This window comes from Holdemanella porci (genome assembly GCF_009696075.1).
Lineage (GTDB): Bacteria > Bacillota_I > Bacilli_A > Erysipelotrichales > Erysipelotrichaceae > Holdemanella > Holdemanella porci.
Genome location: NZ_VUMR01000126.1, coordinates 1 through 1,228 on the forward strand (window position 1 = coordinate 1; position 1,228 = coordinate 1,228).

Sequence of the window (1,228 nt, forward strand, 5' to 3'; positions counted from 1 at the left end):
TTGTACCAGCCAAGTTAAAAGTAAGAGATGTATATACAACGACATATGAATGCAGAAAATGTCGTGCAAATGGAAAGAGTGTTATGAAAAGTCCTGGAATTCCAGAACCTGTCATTCCACATTCTTATGCCTCTGCTGAAAGTGTGGCTTTCGTTATGAAACAAAAGTTCGTAAATGGCGTTCCACTCTATAGACAGGAATCCGAATGGAAACAAATGGGTCTGGATCTTTCAAGAACGACAATGGCCAACTGGATCATATATTCAAGCGAACACTGGTTAAAACCACTGACAGACAGAATGCATGAAATCCTGCTTGAATCAAAACATGCCCATGCCGATGAAACACCCGTTCAAGTTTTAAATGAGCCTGGTAAAAAAGCAACAACGAAATCCTATATGTGGGTATATTCAAGCATCAAGGAAAGTGCATATCCAATCCGACTGTTTGTATATGCACCAAACAGATGCGGATATAATCCGCAGATATTCTTCAACGGATTTCATGGAACCGTTATATCAGATGCATATTCCGGATACAACAATATCGAAGGCTGTGTCAATGCATACTGCTGGGCACATGCAAGAAGAAAGTTCAGAGACAGTCTTCCAAATGATCTCGAAAATGCAGAAAATACGCTTCCGATTATTGCGATGAATAAGATCAAGAAACTCTTCGCAATAGAAAAAGAAATAGAGGCGTTGTCTCCTGATAAAAAGGTCAAAATACGTCAGCTAAAGTCAAAGCCATTAATAGATGACTTCTTTTCATGGTGCAAATCCAATCAAAATGCCACAGCCAGTGCAAAGCTGAGCAGAGCATTTAAATATGTTCTAAATCATGAAGAAGGATTGAGACAATACTTATATGATGGATATATTCCAATGACAAACTCATTAGATGAAAGAGTAATTCGTCCTTTTACAACGGGAAGAAAGAACTGGTTATTCTCGACAAGTGTATCAGGAGCAGAATCAAGTGCGAATGCATACAGCATAATTGAAACAGCAAAAGCAAATGGACTGGATCCATATAAATATTTGACAACAATATTCACATATCTTCCAAGCCAAGATCTGATCAAAAATCCAGAAATAATAGACGAATTTCTACCATGGAGTAAGTTCGTACAAAAGAACTGTAAATAAAAGAATCAGCATAACATTTTAGCAATGTTCAACTGATTCTTTTTCATTTATTTAACTACATCATTTTATTTGGCGCTTAC

General features: G+C 37.1%; 1 protein-coding gene. It reads left to right on the forward strand.

Features of this window, described 5'->3' with window-relative positions; all coding sequences use genetic code 11:
* Window positions 1-1,148: IS66-like element ISEbi1 family transposase (locus FYJ55_RS10700; RefSeq protein ID WP_154556805.1), on the forward strand; the 1,148-nt coding region annotated here is incomplete at its 5' end.
* Window positions 1,149-1,228: the final 80 nt, after the last annotated feature.